General features: G+C 65.1%; 16 protein-coding genes and 1 tRNA gene. 3 read left to right on the plus strand and 14 right to left on the minus strand.

Going from position 1 to position 15098, the window contains the following annotated elements:
• The first annotated feature begins 7 nt into the window (after positions 1–7).
• On the plus strand, positions 8–397 hold the full coding sequence (locus tag ALVIN_RS08475; protein WP_012970918.1) for a DUF5681 domain-containing protein: 390 nt from the start codon (positions 8–10) through the stop codon (positions 395–397).
• Between the two features lie 108 nt (positions 398–505).
• Here the strand turns inward: ALVIN_RS08475 and ALVIN_RS08480 are convergent.
• A tRNA-Thr gene (locus ALVIN_RS08480) sits at positions 506–581 on the minus strand.
• A gap of 232 nt (positions 582–813) precedes the next feature.
• On the opposite strand from ALVIN_RS08480, the gene ALVIN_RS08485 reads away from it, so the two are divergent.
• Positions 814–1392, plus strand: coding sequence for an isochorismatase family protein (locus ALVIN_RS08485; RefSeq protein ID WP_012970919.1), 579 nt, complete (start codon positions 814–816; stop codon positions 1390–1392).
• Between the two features lie 3 nt (positions 1393–1395).
• Here ALVIN_RS08485 and waaA read toward each other — a convergent pair whose 3' ends face one another.
• From waaA to rpoE, 13 genes are all read right to left on the minus strand, one after another.
• Positions 1396–2730, minus strand: a complete 1335-nt coding sequence (gene waaA, locus ALVIN_RS08490; protein WP_148217480.1) for a lipid IV(A) 3-deoxy-D-manno-octulosonic acid transferase — start codon at positions 2728–2730, stop codon at positions 1396–1398.
• A gap of 22 nt (positions 2731–2752) precedes the next feature.
• The gene (pdxJ, locus tag ALVIN_RS08495) at positions 2753–3520 is read right to left on the minus strand and encodes a pyridoxine 5'-phosphate synthase (protein ID WP_012970921.1); all 768 of its coding nucleotides are present in this window, start codon (positions 3518–3520) and stop codon (positions 2753–2755) included.
• Positions 3521–3522: 2 nt separating this feature from the next.
• Positions 3523–4254 (minus strand): DNA repair protein RecO, encoded by a 732-nt coding sequence (gene recO / locus ALVIN_RS08500; RefSeq protein ID WP_012970922.1) that lies wholly within the window; start codon positions 4252–4254, stop codon positions 3523–3525.
• Between the two features lie 21 nt (positions 4255–4275).
• Positions 4276–5199 carry a GTPase Era gene (gene era, locus ALVIN_RS08505; RefSeq protein ID WP_012970923.1) on the minus strand — a complete coding sequence of 308 codons (924 nt, stop codon included), beginning with the start codon at positions 5197–5199 and terminating at the stop codon, positions 4276–4278.
• Complete coding sequence (rnc, locus tag ALVIN_RS08510; RefSeq protein ID WP_012970924.1) at positions 5192–5869, minus strand: ribonuclease III; 678 nt, start codon at positions 5867–5869, stop codon at positions 5192–5194. The genes era and rnc overlap by 8 nt, the downstream gene beginning before the upstream one ends.
• Complete coding sequence (locus tag ALVIN_RS08515) at positions 5866–6258, minus strand: DUF4845 domain-containing protein (protein WP_012970925.1); 393 nt, start codon at positions 6256–6258, stop codon at positions 5866–5868. The genes rnc and ALVIN_RS08515 overlap by 4 nt, the downstream gene beginning before the upstream one ends.
• Before the next feature lie 19 nt (positions 6259–6277).
• Positions 6278–7126, minus strand: coding sequence for a signal peptidase I (gene lepB / locus ALVIN_RS08520; RefSeq protein ID WP_012970926.1), 849 nt, complete (start codon positions 7124–7126; stop codon positions 6278–6280).
• Between the two features lie 61 nt (positions 7127–7187).
• Positions 7188–8987, minus strand: a complete 1800-nt coding sequence (gene lepA / locus ALVIN_RS08525; protein ID WP_012970927.1) for a translation elongation factor 4 — start codon at positions 8985–8987, stop codon at positions 7188–7190.
• 174 nt (positions 8988–9161) lie between these two features.
• Entirely contained in the window at positions 9162–10586 is a 1425-nt protein-coding gene (locus tag ALVIN_RS08530; protein WP_012970928.1) for a DegQ family serine endoprotease, read from the minus strand.
• Positions 10586–11086: a SoxR reducing system RseC family protein gene (locus ALVIN_RS08535; RefSeq protein ID WP_012970929.1), complete on the minus strand. Its 501-nt coding sequence runs from the start codon at positions 11084–11086 to the stop codon at positions 10586–10588. The genes ALVIN_RS08530 and ALVIN_RS08535 overlap by 1 nt, the downstream gene beginning before the upstream one ends.
• A gap of 13 nt (positions 11087–11099) precedes the next feature.
• Positions 11100–12095 (minus strand): MucB/RseB C-terminal domain-containing protein, encoded by a 996-nt coding sequence (locus ALVIN_RS08540; RefSeq protein WP_012970930.1) that lies wholly within the window; start codon positions 12093–12095, stop codon positions 11100–11102.
• Positions 12079–12630, minus strand: a complete 552-nt coding sequence (locus ALVIN_RS16610) for a sigma-E factor negative regulatory protein (RefSeq protein WP_012970931.1) — start codon at positions 12628–12630, stop codon at positions 12079–12081. Before ALVIN_RS16610 ends, ALVIN_RS08540 begins: the two co-directional genes overlap by 17 nt.
• Positions 12631–12698: 68 nt before the next feature.
• Positions 12699–13277 carry an RNA polymerase sigma factor RpoE gene (gene rpoE / locus ALVIN_RS08550; RefSeq protein ID WP_012970932.1) on the minus strand — a complete coding sequence of 193 codons (579 nt, stop codon included), beginning with the start codon at positions 13275–13277 and terminating at the stop codon, positions 12699–12701.
• A gap of 182 nt (positions 13278–13459) precedes the next feature.
• On the opposite strand from rpoE, the gene nadB reads away from it, so the two are divergent.
• Positions 13460–15091: an L-aspartate oxidase gene (gene nadB, locus ALVIN_RS08555; protein ID WP_012970933.1), complete on the plus strand. Its 1632-nt coding sequence runs from the start codon at positions 13460–13462 to the stop codon at positions 15089–15091.
• The last annotated feature ends 7 nt before the right edge of the window (positions 15092–15098 follow it).

The raw sequence follows: 15098 nt of genomic DNA on the forward strand, positions 1-15098 counted from the left end.
ATCTGATATGGCGCGATTTCAACCCGGCCAGTCCGGCAACCCGCGCGGCCCCAAGCCGGGCAGCGGCCCGGTCCAGAAGCTGCGGAAGGCCATCGAGCAGGATGCGCCCGAGATCCTGGCCGCGATGGTCACTGCCGCCAAGGGAGGCGACACCGCCGCCGCCAAGCTCCTGTTGGACCGCATCGTCCCGCCCATCAAACCCGAGACCCGCCAACCGGCCGCCCCCGGCCCGACCGATCCCGGCGAGATCCTGCAAGCGGCCGCCGAGGGTCGACTCACCTTCGAGCAAGCCGAGCGGCTGATGAGTCTGGCCGTCGAGCGTGCCAAGGTCGCCGAGTTGGTGGAGATCCAGAAGCGGCTGCGGCGCATCGAGGGAATGCTGAAAAGCCCTGGCTGAACGGTCGGGTTTTCGCCCTTTCTGGCGGAAATTCTGCCGCGCGGTGACTCTATGGTGACTCAAACGAAAACGGCTTAGGCGAGAAACCGCCTAAGCCGCTGTTTTGTTTGGAGCTGGCGGACGGATTCGAACCGACGACCTGCTGATTACAAATCAGCTGCTCTACCAACTGAGCTACGCCAGCATGTGCGAGCGCGTAAATATAGCGCGAAAACGCCGTTCGCCTCAATGCTCGCTGCGAGTCTGATGGCGACAGCTACAGGCTGAAGCAGGCTCATTGAAGAATCAAATCCTTGCTTGGAACAATGTCAATGATGCAAACTCCATCGATCCCCAGGCCACTGTATCCTGCGATGGCCGGAGCGTGACGCACCTGGGTATGTCGATTGCCAAAAACAATTTCGGAGGACAGCATCATGAGTACCCATCAAGCGCAGATGCCGCTGTGTCAGCGGGCTTTTTCGCAACTGCTCATCATCGACGCGCAGGAACGGCTGGCCGCCGCGATGCCGCCGGATGAACTGGACAGGGTCGTCGACAACATCAATCGCCTGATCACGGCCGCCAAGATCCTGGATATTCCGGTGATCGCGACCCAGCACAATTCCCAGGGACTCGGCCCTATCATCGAGACCATCCGTGCCAATATGCCGAAGGTCCACGAGCCGACCGAGAAAACGGCGTTCTCCTGCTGCACCGCGCCCGGATTCGAGCGCAACATCTCCTCGCACCCGGATCGGCGTCAACTGGTCGTCGTCGGCATGGAGGCACATATCTGTATCGCGCAGACCGTCTCCGGCCTGCAGCGCTGGGGCTATCAGGTCTTCGTGCCGAACGATGCCATCATCTCGCGCAAGACCGCCCATAAGGAGAACGTGCTCGACCGGATGCGTTCTTGCGGCATCCAGGTCGTCTGTACCGAATCGGTCGGTTTCGAGTGGCTGGGTGATTCGACCGACGCACAGTTCCGTGATGTCTGGTCGCTGTTCAAATAGCGGCTAATCGCGCTCGCCCGTCACCTCAGCAGATTGATCGGACGCGGCGGGCGCGACGAGCCAGGGCGCGAGCGCCGTGAGCAGACGTTCCAGCGCGCCACGATTGAGCTCGACGACTTCACGGCCGCGCGCGCCCAGACAAGCACGACGCTCCGCATCGTCTAACAGGTCGATCAGACACTGACTCAAAGCCTCGGCATCCTTGACCTGTTCGGCGGCTCCAGCCTCGTACAACATCCGCGCAATGGCCGCGAAGTTGAATGTATGGGGTCCGAGGATGACCGGGATGCCCGAGGCCGCCGCCTCCAACGGATTGTGCCCGCCTCTCGGCACCAGACTGCCGCCGATGAAGGCCAGATCGCCGGCCGCCAGGAAGCACGTCAACTCACCCATGCTGTCGCCGAGACAGACGGATTCGCTCGGTGCGACCGCCCGCTCCTGGCTGCGACGCGCGAACTCCAGACCCTGACGCGCGATGAGCGCGGCTACGGCGTCGAAACGCTCGGGATGACGCGGCACCAGCACCAGCAGTGCATCGGGCCGATGCTCCAGCAGACGCCTGTGGGCCTGGAGCACCTGGATCTCCTCGCCCTCGTGGGTGCTGGCGGCGATCCAGACCGGACGCCCAGCGCCCCACAGACGGCGCATCTCAGCGGCGCGCGTCGCGAGATCCTCGGGCTGGACCAGATCGAACTTGAGGCTCCCCATGACCTGCACGCGCTCGCGCGGCGCGCCCAGGGCAACGAACCGTTCAGCGTCGGCCGATGCCTGGGCGGCGATGAGTGCGAAACGCGCCAGTGTCGGGCGTGTCAGGCGCGCCAACCGCGCATAACCGCGCGCCGAACGCTCCGACAGCCGCGCATTGACCAGGGCCACCGGAATACTGCGTCGTTCGAGCGCCGCGAGCATGTTGGGCCAGATTTCGGTTTCCATGACGATGACGAACCGGGGTGCAACACGCTCGATGAAGCGCGCCATCAGGCTCGGCAGATCGAAGGGAGTATAGAGATGGGCGACACGCTCACTGAAGAGCGCTCGCAGGCGCTCGGCGCCTGTGGGCGTGGTCGTCGTCACCAGGATCGTGCGCGCCGGCTCGGATTCCAGCAGACGCCGGATCAGGGGTTCGGCGGCCTGAACCTCGCCCACCGAGACAGCGTGAATCCAGATATCGGCCTTTGACGTTCGGGCCTCGCCCTCCCCTTTCCGGTTAGCGTCCCAGACCAGCCGCTCACCGATCCGCTGCCGATAGGCCGGCTGCGTGCGGCCGCGCCAGTAGAGCCGCGCCAGCACCAGCGGCAGCGCCAGGCGCCACAGCGCGGTATAGAGCCGAAGCGCCATGCCGCCGCTCATCCCCATCCCGTCAGAGGTGGCGGCGCCCGGCGGCGGCGCGCTCCATGACGTCCTTCATGTCACGCACCGCCCGGTCGAGTCCCGAAAAGAGGGCGCGCGCGATGATCGAGTGCCCGATGTTGAGTTCGCGCACGCCCGGAATCGCGGCGATCGCCTGGACGTTGTGGTAGTCGAGTCCATGGCCGGCATTGACCTGAAGTCCGAGCGACAGCCCCAGTGCGACGGCTGAACGAATCCGCTCCAACTGGGCCGCGCGCTCGACCGGATCGCGCGCGTCGGCATAGTGTCCGGTATGGATCTCGATCACCGGAGCGCCGATCGCGTGCGCAGCCTCGATCTGCACCGGATCGGCATCGATGAAGAGCGAGACCCGAATGCCGGCCTCGGCCAGCCGGGCGCAGAATTCGCGCATCGCGTCCTGACGACTGGCCACGTCCAGCCCGCCCTCGGTGGTCAACTCCTCGCGCCGCTCGGGCACCAGACAGCAATCGGCCGGCCGGATTCGGCAGGCGATGGCGGCCATCTCGGGGGTGACGGCCATCTCCAGATTCATCCGTGTTTGCAGGATGTCGCGCAACATCTCGACGTCGCGATCCTGGATATGACGCCGATCCTCGCGCAGATGGAGCGTGATGGCATCCGCGCCGGCCTGCTCGGCCACCAGCGCGGCCTGGATCGGCTCGGGATAACGGGTGCCGCGCGCCTGGCGCACGGTGGCCACATGGTCGATGTTGACGCCGAGCAGAATCTCGGATGGGATCGATGAGAGGGATGACATGGCTATTTCTCGTCAATGGGTTCTGCGGCGAACCAGCGTCGATAGAGTTCGCGACTCTTGAGCGGTCGATCGCCCAGATGGGGTTCCAGCACATGGCGCAACAGGGTGCGCGCCTCGCGTCGCTGTTCGCCGGCGAGCGGTTCGTCGTGCGCGAGCGCCAGCAGGGTCGCGCCCGAGACACGGGGTCCGCGCGCCGGCCCGGACGGATAGCACGGGCCACGCTCGCGCTCGTAGACATAGACGGCGTCGGCGGTCACAGGCGCACCATCGTCGACGACCCGATCGAGTCTCAGCCCATAGCCGAGTTCGGCGAGTAGCCGGCACTCGAAATGACGTAGCGGCGTCTCCAGATCGTCGGCCTCGGCCAGATGCGACAGCGTCGACTGGTAGAAGACGAACAGCGCATCATGGGGATCGTGACGCGCCAGCATCCGCAACAGCAGTTCGTTGAGATAGAAGCCCGCCAACAGTGACGCGCCCTGGAGCGCGAGCGGCGCACCGGCTTCCTCGACGACGGTCAGGGTCCGCACCTCGCCGCGCCCGGTCATCGCCAGCCACAGCGGCTGAAAGGGCTGCAAGAGCGCGCTCGCCGTCCGGCGCGGGCGTCGCGCGCCCTTGGCGATGGCCGCGCAACGACCCTGCCCCGCCCCCAGGATCTCCAGCAACAGGCTGGTATTGCCATACTCGCGCCGATGGAGCACGAAGGCCAGGAACAGGTCGTGACGAGACGACACGCGCGCCGCCGGGCGATCGAATCAGTCGTGGTAGCCGAGCGTGGAGAGCGCCGACTCGTCGCTCGACCAGCTCTTCTTGACCTTGACCCAGACCTCCAGATGCACCGGACAGTCGAACAGCTTCTGCATCTCCAGCCGCGCCTGGGTGGCCACGGCCTTGAGCGCCTCGCCGTGCTTGCCGATGATGATGCCCTTCTGACCCGGCCGCTCGACCCAGATCAGCGCATGGATCAGATAGCGGCCATCGGCCATCTCGAAGCGCTCGATCTCGACCGTGGTGCAATACGGCAATTCCTTGCCGTAACGCTGCATCAACTGCTCGCGCACCAGCTCGGCGGCGAAGAAACGCTCAGAACGGTCGGTGAGCTGATCCTCGGGGAAGACCGGCTCGCCCTCGGGCAGCGACTCGACGATCAGTCGCTCCAGGGTCTCGACCTGATCGCCCTTGGTCGCTGAGACCAGGACGACATGACGGAACGCATGACGCTCGCCGAGTGCTTGCAGATAGGGCAGCAGGGTCGACTTATCGGCGATCCGGTCGACCTTGTTGACGACCGCGATCACGGGCACGCCGGCCGCCGCGATCGCCTCTAGCGCCTTGGCGTCCTCTTCGGTCCAGCGTCCGGCCTCGACCACCAGCAGCGCCAGATCGGTATCGGCGACGGCGGCACGCGCGGCACGGTTGAGATAGCGATTCAGCGCACTGCCGCCGCGCTCGTGGATGCCGGGCGTGTCGACGAACAGGATCTGCCCCCCGGCGCGGGTCTTGATGCCCAGGATCGCGTGTCGGGTGGTCTGCGCCTTGTGCGAGGTGATGGCGAGCTTCTGACCCAGGATGCGGTTCAAGAGGGTCGACTTGCCGACATTGGGCCGGCCGATGATGGCCACAGTGCCGCAGCGACTCACGACGGAGGTGCTCGATTCGTTGGGGTTCGATTCAGCCATGCTGGATACGCTCCAGCATGGATTCGGCGGCGGCCTGCTCGGCACGACGCCGACTGGTCCCGGTTCCGCGTGTCGTCACATCGGCATCCTGGAGCTGACAGCTCACAATGAAGGTTTGATCGTGCTGGTCGCCGTCGATCGACAGCACCAGATATTCGGGCAGGGGGCGTTTGTAGGACTGAAGCCACTCCTGCAAGCGGGTCTTGGGATCTTTTCCGGCGCGCTCGGCATCGGTCTGTTCGAGCCGGGCGGCGAAGAGTTCGAGCACCACAGTACGCGTGCGTTCGAAGCCGGCATCCAGATAGACCGCGCCCAGCACGGCCTCCAGCGCGTCGGCCAGGATCGAGTCGCGCGCATGACCGCCGGTGCGCAGTTCCCCGGCCCCGAGCCGCAACGAGTCGCCGAGTTTCAGATCACGCGCCAGCCGCGCCAGCGACTCGCGCTTGACCAGCGAGGCGCGCATCCGGCTCAGCGTCCCCTCGTCGGCCTTGGGAAAGCGCTCCCAGAGCGCCTCGGCGATGACGAACCCGATCAGGGCATCGCCGAGGAATTCGAGCCGCTCGTTGTTGGATGAGCCGACGCTGCGATGCGTGAGGGCCTGGATCAGCAGTTCCTCTCGAGTGAAGCGGTGCCCGAGCGCCTGGGCGAGTCGACGTGGATCGGCGTTCACTCTGGACCGACTTCGATCTGATGGCTGAACGAGACGACCGCGTCGACGTTGAAGAACAGATGCACCCGTTCCTCATACGCCAGACTCACCTGGAAGCGCTCCCCGTCGATCCGCTCGACCTCGAAGTCGCTGCCCTTGATGTTTTCGATCGAGTTGATATAGAGACGCTTCTCGATGGAGGTCACGATTCCACGCACACCGCCCTCTTGGGTCGGATCGAGCTGTTGCGCAGTCTCCTCCATGATCGAACGCACGGTCCAGAAATTGAGATAGAGCGGGCCGACCTTGAGCGCGATGGTGCCAAAGAAGGACGCTAGGCCGATGAGGACGATCAGGAGCAGAAAGCCTGCTCCACGTTGACGTTTGGCCAATCCAGTTGTCATGGACATCTGCTGTGAACCTCGCGGTTTATTCGATTCCGTCCCACAGGCGCGACCAGGCGATGGGGAAGCCGTCACGTGCGCCATCCCAATGCATCCAGATCGCGAACGCCTTGCCGACCAGGTTCGCCTCTGGGACAAACCCCCAGCAACGACTGTCGTTGCTGTTGTCGCGGTTGTCGCCCATGACGAAATACTGCCCCTCGGGAACCTCGACCGGGCCGAATGCCAGTTTCTGGCAGCCGAAGGGCAGATCAGGCGCGGCCGGACGGGTCAGAATATGGTGTTCGACCGTGCCGAGACTTTCCAGCGCCTCGCGCGCGCCGGTCATCTCCTGGCCCGAGCCGACGCCGGTATAGGTGCCGACCGGCAACTGGCCGACCGGCTCGCCGTTGATGAAGATGGTCTTGTTGCGATAGCCGACCAGATCGCCCGGCACGCCGACGACACGCTTGATGTAGTCGGTGCGCGTGTCGAGCGGGAACTTGAACACCACCACATCGCCGCGCTGCGGCTCGCCAAGATCGAGGAACTTGACGTTGAGCACCGGCAACCGCAAACCATAGGAAAATTTGTTGACCAGAATGAAGTCGCCGGTCAAAAGAGTCGGCATCATCGAGTTCGACGGGATGCGGAACGGCTCGACCAGGAAGGAGCGCAGCACCAGCACCGCGAAGATGACGGGGAAAAAGGAGCGCGCGTACTCGACCAGCACCGGTTCCTTGGCGATGGGCCGGCCGTCCTCGGTCAGGGTCTTGCCGCCGGCGGCCGCGATCGCGGCACGGCGGCGCGGTGCAAACACCAGAACGTCGAGCAACCAGATGCCGCCGGTCAGGAACGAGGCTAGGACGAGAAAAGCCGGGAAGTCGAATGTCATTGTGAACCGCGTCTCCTTGAGCTAGGCGTGGTTTTTTAAGTCTGGAATCGGGTTGCCTGCCTCAGTCCTTGCCGCTCTGGAGCACGGCCAGGAAGGCTTCCTGCGGGATGTCGACCTTGCCGACCTGCTTCATGCGCTTCTTGCCTTCCTTCTGCTTCTCCAGCAGCTTGCGCTTGCGCGTGGCATCGCCGCCGTAGCACTTGGCGGTCACGTTCTTGCGTAGCGCCTTGACCGTGGAACGGGCGATGATCTTGGAGCCGATCGCCGCCTGGATCGCGACCTCGAACATCTGGCGCGGGATCAGATCCTTCATGCGCTCGGTGATGTCGCGCCCGCGATTCTGCGACAGCGAGCGATGGACGATCGACGAGAGCGAATCGACCTTGTCGCCATTGATGAGCACGTCGAGCTTGACCAGATCGGATGCCTGGAAGCGCTTGAACTCGTATTCGAACGAAGCAAACCCACGGCTGCACGACTTGAGCCGGTCGAAGAAGTCGAGCACGACCTCGCTCATCGGCAGTTCATAGGTCACCTGGACCTGGCCGCCGAGATACTGGATGTTTTTCTGGATCCCGCGTTTCTCGATACAGAGATTGATGACCGCGCCCAGATAGTCCTGCGGGGTGAGGATATGGGCCTCGATGATCGGCTCGCGCACCTCGCGGATTTGGGACGGTTCGGGCAGATCGGCCGGGTTGTCGATGCGCACCGTCTCGCCGTCGGCGCGCAGCACTTCGTAGACTACGGTCGGGGCGGTGGTGATGAGGTCGAGATTGTACTCGCGCTCCAGCCGCTCCTGGATGATCTCCATGTGCAGCATGCCGAGGAAGCCGCAGCGGAAACCGAAGCCGAGGGCCTGTGAGACCTCAGGCTCATAGTTCAGAGCGGCGTCGTTCAGGCGCAGCTTGCCGAGCGCCTCGCGCAGATCCTCGTAGTCGTCCGAGATCACGGTATAGAGTCCGGCGAAGACGCGCGGGCGCATCTCCTTGAAGCCGGGGAGCTTCTCGCCCGGACGATCCGGCAATGTGATGGTGTCGCCGACCGGCGCGCCGTCGATCTCCTTGATGCCGGCGATCATGTAGCCGACCTCGCCGGCGCGCAGCGTGTCGCGCTCGGTCTTCTTGGGCGTGAAGACGCCGACGTTGTCGACCTGATGGGTGCGTCCGGTCGAGACCATCAGCACCTTGTCGCGGCGGCGGATCTCGCCGTTCATCACCCGCACCAGCGATACCACGCCGACATAGGGGTCGAACCAGGAGTCGATGATGAGCGCCTGGAGCGGCGCGGCGACGTCGCCCTTGGGCGGCGGGATGCGCGCGACCAGGGCTTCGAGCAGATCCGGGATGCCGACGCCGGTCTTGGCGCTCACCCGCAGGGCGTCCTGCGCCTCCAGGCCGATGATCTCCTCGATCTCCTTGATCACGCGCTCCGGCTCGGCGGACGGCAGGTCGATCTTGTTCAGGACCGGCAGCACCTCCAGCCCCTGCTCGATGGCGGTGTAGCAGTTGGCCACACTCTGCGCCTCGACACCCTGAGCCGCATCGACCACCAGCAGCGCCCCTTCACAGGCCGCGAGCGAACGCGAGACCTCGTAGGAGAAGTCGACGTGACCTGGGGTGTCGATGAAGTTGAGCTGATAGGTCTCGCCGTCGCGCGCCTTGTAGTTGAGCGTCACGCTCTGGGCCTTGATGGTGATGCCGCGCTCGCGTTCGATATCCATCGAGTCCAGCACCTGACTGGACATCTCGCGCTCGGTCAGGGCGCCGCTGATCTGGATGAAGCGATCGGCGATCGTCGACTTGCCATGGTCGATGTGCGCGATGATCGAGAAATTGCGGATATGACTGAGGTCGGTCATCGATAACCTAACGGGGTGATCCAGAGGAAAAGGCGGGCGAGACCACGCGGGCGCGTGAGCTATCGAATCCGGCGCGGCGTGGAAAACAGCGCGCCATGATACCAGAGTGCGGCGTCCAGGCGTATCCGATCACGCGCCGCCGCCCTCCCCGGCCGGCGGCGCGTGCGTCGACGTTCAGGACTTGGGCAGCTTGAGTGCGTAGAACATCCGGGTGTCGCCGCGCTGCACCAGCACGGCGGTCGCGCGTCCAGGTTCGATGGCGCCCAGAATGCGCTCGAAGTCAGCGAGGTTGCCGACGGGCTGATTATCGAGCATCAGGATCACATCGCCCGCGTTCAGACCGGCGGATGCGGCCGGTCCCTGATCGACCGACTCGATCAGCACCCCGCCCTGCTCGATCTCGAACTGATGGCGCATCTCGGGCGTCAGATCACGCACCACCACACCGAGGCGGTTGGCTTCGGGCTTGTCGGTCGGCCCTGGCTCAGCGGCCAACTGATCGTCCTCGGGCAGTTCCTGGATCTTGATCGTCAGCTCGATCCGCTCGCCGCGACGCAGCACCACCAGGCCGGCACTCTCGCCCACGGGCGTGGCACCGACCAGGGGCGGCAGACTGCTGGAGGTCGGCACATCGCGTCCGTTGTAGGAGAGGATCACATCACCCGGTTGCAGACCGGCTGTTGCCGCCGGGCTGTCGGGCAGCACCTGGGCCACTAGGGCGCCGCGCGGCTGGGACATCCCAAACGATTCGGCCAGCTCGCGCGTCACGTCCTGGATCAGCACGCCCAGCCAGCCACGGCTGACGCGCCCCTTGGTCTTGAGCTGCTCGACCACGTCCATGGCCACCTCGATCGGGATGGCGAACGAGAGTCCCATGAAGCCGCCGGTGCGGCTGTAGATCTGGCTGTTGACCCCGACCACTTCGCCGTCGAGATTGAACAGCGGTCCGCCCGAGTTGCCGGGATTGATGGCCACATCGGTCTGGATGAAGGGCACATAGTTCTCGCTTGGCAGACTGCGGCCCTTGGCGCTGACGATCCCGGCGGTGGCCGAGGACTCGAAGCCGAAGGGCGAGCCGATGGCCAGCACCCATTCGCCGACCTGGAGATCCTTGCCCGAGCCGATACGTGCCGCCGGCAGCCCCTCGGCCTCGACCTTGAGCAGGGCGATGTCACTGCGCTTGTCGGTGCCGATCAGCCTGGCGACGAACTCACGCCGGTCGCTGGTGCGCACGATGATCTCCTCGGCGCCCTCGACCACGTGCGAGTTGGTGAGCACATAGCCGTCACCGGAGACGAAGAAGCCCGAACCGAGTGAGCGCGCTTGCAGGCTCTCGTCGGGGATCGGCCCCTCCTCGTCGAAGAAGTGCCGGAACAGATCCTCGAGCGGACTGCCCTCGGGCAGATTCGGGATCGAATACGGCTGAAGGCGTTGGGTGATGGAGGACGACTGCTTGGTGCTGATGTTGACCACGGCCGGTCCGTTCTCGGCGACCAGCCGGGTGAAATCGGGAAGATCCCGCCCGAGCGCCGGGCCAACGGCCAGCAGGCAGCCCAGGAGGACGGCCCGGGTGAGTGACGGTGTGGAGAGTGGGCGCATTAGAACTCCGATCGATGGATGTCGATCCTCTGATGGGCGTCGGACAGCGTGACAGAGAGTCGAGCGTCCAGACGCCTCAGGATCACGGGTTGACGTTCGGGGCGTCGAGTCAACGTCACACTGTAGCCGCGCAGCCACCAGAACGCCAGCGCCAGCCCGATCAGCGCGCCCAGGACACTGGCGACATCGGGATACGCACCACCGAAGCGCTCGCCGAGGGTAGCCCCGAGGATCAACGCCAGGATCGGCACCAGATAGGCCGCCGCCGCCGTGCGCAGCAATCCCTGCTCACTGAGCCCGACGACGACCTCGTCGCCGACCTGGGCGCCGATCGGATTGCGCGCCAGCAGCTCCACTGGATGGCGCCCGAAGACCCGCTCCAGCAGCGAGGTGCCACAGGCATTGTTGACGCTGCACTGACCGCAGGCACTACGCCGCTCGGCCGTGACACGGGCCTGATCGCCGACGAGGGCGATGATGCGACCACGTTCTTCGATCATGGTGTCGGGACTCTCACTGAGTGGGCGGGGCGGCGCGGTGGACGCTGGCGATGGCGGCCTGGACCGTGACCAGGGGCACTTCGCCGACGGCGGTGATCTGATGCTCGTCGAACCGGCGACCGGCGGCATGGACCGAGCCGATGTTGGCGCCGCCCTCGAGTCCGTCGTCGCTCGCCGGCTCGATATAGATGGAGTAGGACGAGAGCCGGTCGGTGAAGAGGAAGTGCTCGACGCGCGAACCATCGGCCTGATCGATCTGATGCTGCATGACCAGTTCGAACCCGGCTGGCATCGGCTCGAAACGCCACTGACTGCTCGGGCGTGTGGCCGGCGCGCCGCGAACCGATCGAACCGGGTCGGGCGGCGTTTCGGAACCGGGAGCCGCCGGTGCATTGAGCTTGATCGAGGTGAACATGAGCTGTTCGAGCGGTTCCTGATGGCGGTCGATCAGATCGGACTTGAGCGGGAGCGCCGTCTCGCGGTCGATGTGGAATCTGTAGCCATAGCGCAGATCGTCCCTAGGCAGGATGCCGACGACCTCGGTCTCGCGTCCGGCGATGCGCGCGCGCCCCAGATACTCGACACTGTAATGGTCCTGCAGCGCCCCCGGATCGATCCCCTCAGTGTCGAGAAAGCGCCCACCCTGACGCTCGACCGAGATCGGCTGTCCGTCGGTCAGGACACAGTTGACACGGTCCTTGCCGCTGGCCACCGCCCGGATCGGTCCGCTGAGCGCGATCAGACGCTCCTCGACCTGTCCGTCCGCGATGCGGTGATCGAGGCTCAGGGTTTCGAGCTGGTTCTGATGCAGATAGACCAGGGTGCCTTCATAGCTCAACGAGCGCACGGCCTCGGTCATGCGCGCGAGCAGCACCTTGGGTGAGAGGCGGCTCTCGGCGGTATCCGGAGAGGCCGTCGCCTCGGCGACAACAGCCTGGAACGGCAGCAGACAGCACAGCCCCAGGGCCAGCCAATACGACGCCAGGCGCCAGTCAACGACCCGGTTCATAACCGACGAGCATTGCATAGGGCAGCAATCCCTTGGCCCCGGTCGCCGGGGCCGTTGCTTGGTGGGTGACGAGATAACGATCGAGCTTGCTGGCCAGCCCGGGGTGTTCCAGATGCCAGCGCTGGAGCGGAATGGTCTGACGCTCGACCAGCCGGGCGGCCACGGGCCCGACCGCCGTCTGAGTCACAGGGTCGCCCACGAAGACGGGTGTCGCCAGGACGGTGACCAGCAGCACCGAAGCGGCGAGTGCCAAACCGGTATAGCGGCCCGTCCAGCGGCGCGGCGCAGGCTTCTGACGCGGCGGACAGAGAATGGTCGGCTCGGCGGCCAGGGCGTTGCGCACGCGGTCGGCCAGGGCGCGGGCGTTCGGGTCGATCGCCTCGCCACGGATGGCCTGGCCGATGAGCGTGTAGCGTTCCCAGCACTCGCGCAGCTCGGTGTCGGCGGCCAATGCATCGAGCAGGGCCGGCACCTGCGCCGGTGCCAGTTCGCCATCCTGTAAAGCGGAGAGTCGTTGTCTAGGCTCGTCGGTCATCGTCGTTGTGCCTGAGCTGAGGGTTCTGACTTAAGGAACTCGCCAGTAGCGGCGAGTCCCACCTGGACTCAGCCATCGAGCAATGGTCTGAGTCGCTTGTCGATGGCCTCGCGCGCGCGGAAGATCCGCGACCGGACGGTGCCGATGGGGCAGTTCATGGCCGTCGCGATCTCTTCGTAGCTCAGGCCCTCCAACTCCCGGAGCACGATAGCCGTGCGCAGATCGTCCGGCAGATCGTCGAGCGCACGCTGGACCGTGGTGGCGATCTCGTCGCTCAACAGATGACGCTCCGGAGTCGCGTGCTCGCGCAGCCGGCCGCCCATGTCCATCTGTTCGGCCACCTCGGCCTCGATGTCGGCGCCCGGCGGACGCCGCCCCTGAGCCACCAGATGGTTCTTGACGGTGTTGACCGCGATCCGGTAGAGCCAGGTATAGAAGGCGCTCTCGCCGCGAAAGCCGGGCAGCGCGCGATACGCCTTGATGAAGGCCTCCTGGGTCACGTCCATGACCTCGGCCGAGTCGCGCACATAGCGAGAGATCAGATTAGACACTTTCTGCTGATACTTGAGCACCAGCAGATCGAAGGCGCGCTTGTCACCCGACTGGGCACGGTCGACCAATTCGTGATCGGTGTGTCGTTCAGTCATCGGGACACACCGTCCGCCAAGCCTGCCATCGGTTCCGTTGGCATGGACAATTCACCGCCTGGGAAGTTCGTGGCCATGATCGCGGATGGCCGGTATTTTTCAGGGTAAGACACGGATACTTGATCCAGATCACCAAATCGACGAGCTTACAGCGAATCCACCGTCATCACGAGTGCACCTCCATGCCTGACACCTGTCATCGCCACGACGTCCTGATCCTCGGCAGCGGCGCTGCCGGGCTGAGTCTCGCCCTGCGGCTTCCCGATACCTTATCGGTTGCCGTCGTCTCCAAACGCGAGTTGCGCGAGGGCAGTACGCTCTATGCCCAGGGCGGCATCTCGGCGGTCCTCGACGCGGGCGACTCCATCGAATCGCACGTCCAGGACACGCTCAAGGCCGGTGCCGGACTGTGCGATCGCTCCGTGGTGCGCCACGTCGTCGAGCGCGGCCCGGACAACATCCGCTGGCTGCTCGATCAAGGGGTCGAGTTCACACGCGACACCGAGCATGGGGCCACCGGCGGCTATCATCTCACACGCGAGGGCGGTCACACACATCGGCGCGTGATCCATGCCGCCGATGCCACCGGGCGCGCGATCGCCACCACGCTCGAAGGCCAGGTGCGCGATCGCGCCAATGTGACGCTCTACGAGCAGCATATCGCGGTGGATCTCATCACGGCCCGGCATCTGCCGGGGTATGACGAACATCGCTGTCTGGGCGCCTATATCCTCGATCTCGGCAGCGGACGGGTCGAGACCTTCCTCGCCCGCTTCGTGGTGCTGGCCACCGGCGGGGCCAACAAGGTCTATCTCTACACCAGCAACCCGGACGTCTCCACCGGCGACGGCATCGCCATGGCCTGGCGTGCCGGCTGTCGGGTCGCCAACATGGAGTTCATGCAGTTCCATCCGACCTGTCTCTACCATCCGCAGGCGCGCTCCTTCCTCGTCACCGAGGCGCTGCGCGGCGAGGGCGCACGGCTGCTGCTGCCGGACGGCGAGCGCTTCATGCCGCGCTTCGATCCGCGCGCCGAGCTGGCCCCGCGCGACATCGTGGCGCGCGCCATCGACCATGAGATGAAGCGCCTTGGCAGTGAATGCGTCTATCTCGACATCTCGCACCGACCGGCCGATTTCGTCATCGAGCACTTTCCGACCATCCATGCGCGCTGTCTGGAGCTGGGCATCGACATCACCCGCGAGCCGATCCCGGTGGTGCCGGCGGCGCACTATACCTGCGGCGGGGTCATGGTTGATCGTCAGGCACGCACCGATCTGCCCGGACTCTATGCCAGCGGTGAGACCGCCTACACCGGGCTGCACGGGGCCAATCGCATGGCCAGCAACTCGCTCCTGGAATGTCTGGTGTACTCGGAGGCGGCCGCCGCCGACATCGTTCGCCTGGCGGCCGAGGTGCCGCCACCGCCGGAGGTGCCGAACTGGGACGAGAGCCGCGTCACCGAGCCGGATGAGGAAGTGGTCGTCACCCACAACTGGGACGAGCTGCGACGCTTCATGTGGGACTATGTCGGCATCGTGCGCACCAACAAGCGGCTGCGGCGCGCCAAGCGCCGCGCCGACCTGTTGGCGCAGGAGGTGATCGAGTACTACAGCAATTTCCGGGTCAGCAACGATCTGATCGAACTGCGCAATCTGCTGGAGGTCGCGGATCTCATCATCCAGTCGGCCCTGCGCCGGCGCGAGAGCCGCGGGCTGCATTACACCCTCGACCATCCCCTCAAGGACACCAGCCAGCGCGAGCCGACCATCCTCATCCCGGATGCCTATCAACCCAGGTCACACCTGGAGTGACACTCGG

Source organism: Allochromatium vinosum DSM 180 (assembly GCF_000025485.1).
Lineage (GTDB): Bacteria > Pseudomonadota > Gammaproteobacteria > Chromatiales > Chromatiaceae > Thermochromatium > Thermochromatium vinosum.